Source organism: Paenibacillus puerhi (assembly GCF_009846885.1).
Lineage (GTDB): Bacteria > Bacillota > Bacilli > Paenibacillales > NBRC-103111 > Paenibacillus_G > Paenibacillus_G puerhi.
In genome coordinates this window covers 1-2,115 of record NZ_WUWM01000080.1, presented here as the reverse complement: position 1 = coordinate 2,115, position 2,115 = coordinate 1, and the positions used below count along the sequence as shown (strand labels likewise).

Genomic DNA, 2,115 nt, shown 5'->3' with positions numbered 1-2,115 from the left:
CTTTCATGGCTACTGCCAGCTTTTCAATTTCTTGTTCATGTGTCATTCTGATCCCCGCCTTTTCGGTCCTTTGATATCTTTTACCCGATTTGTGCGGCTCTCAATTTTATGAGTTCAATCTATATAAATAATTTTGTCTTAATTCCTGAGAATCCTGATTTAAGTCAATGGCTTTCATCGATTCTTTTATTTCTTCTGCTTTGTTGTTACCGATCCCCGCGGCGTAAGAGGGTGATAGCGACGTTATTACGAGCATCGCAATCAAAAATATTATTGTTAATTTTCGATGCATAATGAATCCTCCATTGGTAAAATAATTAAGTATTATTTAGTCATCCATCATTGACTTGTGGGAAGTACCTTACCTTCGAATAGATAAAGAGTCTGCATACATCATCCCCGATCCCCCTGGCGCCGTCGCGTCCAAACGATTATGGAGCCGCAACGATCTCACTCCCTGCTTCATCAAGAAAGAACATGAGTAGTAAACGCTCGCGTCCCGTATACGATGTTGTGAAGCGACCAACGTGTCTTGCGAAATGTGCATCCCTCCTGCCGGGATTGGAAGCGGTCAATGTCTCAAGTAGTTATTCATAACGATGAACTTCGAATCGTTGGTAGCTGTTGTGACCAAAGCCGCATTCGCCTCCATGGTGAGACCAGAGGTAGCTAATAATGCCATGAGAAACATGCATAGATTCGCCAACGAACTCCTTAATTTTTGATAAATTTGAAGGTCAATAGCCTATCACTCCTTATTGGTGATGCGCCGTGCAATCGTATTCCCATTGGCATCAAAATCATATTTCACGAGTCTGCCTTTAGGATCCCAGATATAACGGAGATGACTCGAACTATCCTGGACATAGCTGAGGGTGTGTCGATTCACAATACTTACTGAAACATTATCAATATCGAGATAAGCACCCTCCTCTCCACCAACACCAAACCGAATCACCACAAAGGCCGTTTCAGGCTTTAAGCTGTACAGTTCCATCTGATCATGCCATTTCCAATTCCCTTGATCATAGGTCACATGATTCTCATTGACTGTCTGATGACTGGCATCTACCTCAAGAAGACTCATTTCGGCATGACCGCCGCCATTCAAGGTATATCTCAACATCGCTTCTAATGTGTAGAGTTGCCCCCCTATTACGGGAATTTTCTCCGATATCACATACTGGGCTGAACTGGTTTCCCCTGTTCCATTGTAAAGACGAAAATGATTGCTTCCAGACACCGGTTCATATGGAGCCACGGTTGCATAAGGTCCTGTACTTGTGCCATTTCGCCAATTCACAGTCCAAAATTCAGCCAAACTTGGATTGTTGGATAACGATTCAAAACCTCCATTGATGTCAATTCCTCTACCTGTACTTGATCAACATCCAAGTAGGCTCCCTCCTCTCCACCGACTGCTAAACGAATGACAAAAGCAGTCGTTTGAGGCAAAGCGGTAACATCGATTGTGTGACTATGCCAATTCCATCCACCGTCCTGATACAGCCCAGGAAGAAGAGAAATTTCATTTCCCTGGTTATCAAGATGAATGATGTATAATCCTGCAACTCCTCCCGTTTGTAGGGTATATCTCATCTGAGCCTTTACACGGTAACTGCCGCCTTTCTTAATCTGTATGGGCTGCGATCTTGCAAACTGATAGGACTGTGCGTCGCCAGTTCCGTTATACAGCCGATAAACATAGTCGCCATCTGTTGGTGTTAAACCTGTAGATCTACTCGCATAAGGGCCATCGCTATTACCATTTCTCCAGCTGACTTCCCAGAAGTCTGGTCTACCGTCGTGGTTGCTGTCTAATTCAAAGCTCCCGTTTATCGACTGATTGATCGGTTTATAAGCAGCTTGAGCGGGTCCCGGACTTGCTAACAAGCTTAGTATCATTAGAATGACAACCGTTGGTACGTTAACAAACCTTATCAAGTTTTATCATCCTCACTCATTATTCGTTTCAGCGTATTTTATTAATTAGGGCTTGCTGAATGCGAATAAATCCATATTTCACAAGGGTTACCGGGCATTTCCGTCGAATATATCTGCAAGGAAAACGTGGCAAAACGCTCAAAAACCTTGCAGATGGAGTGACGAAACATG

2 protein-coding genes are annotated in these 2,115 nt (G+C 43.5%); both read right to left on the bottom strand.

Features of this window, described 5'->3' with window-relative positions; all coding sequences use genetic code 11:
• Positions 1 to 748: 748 nt before the first annotated feature.
• Positions 749 to 1,261: a hypothetical protein gene (locus GSF01_RS29035; RefSeq protein ID WP_159888750.1), complete on the bottom strand. Its 513-nt coding sequence runs from the start codon at positions 1,259 to 1,261 to the stop codon at positions 749 to 751.
• Between the two features lie 38 nt (positions 1,262 to 1,299).
• On the bottom strand, positions 1,300 to 1,944 hold the full coding sequence (locus GSF01_RS29030) for a hypothetical protein (RefSeq protein ID WP_159888749.1): 645 nt from the start codon (positions 1,942 to 1,944) through the stop codon (positions 1,300 to 1,302).
• Positions 1,945 to 2,115 lie beyond the last annotated feature (171 nt).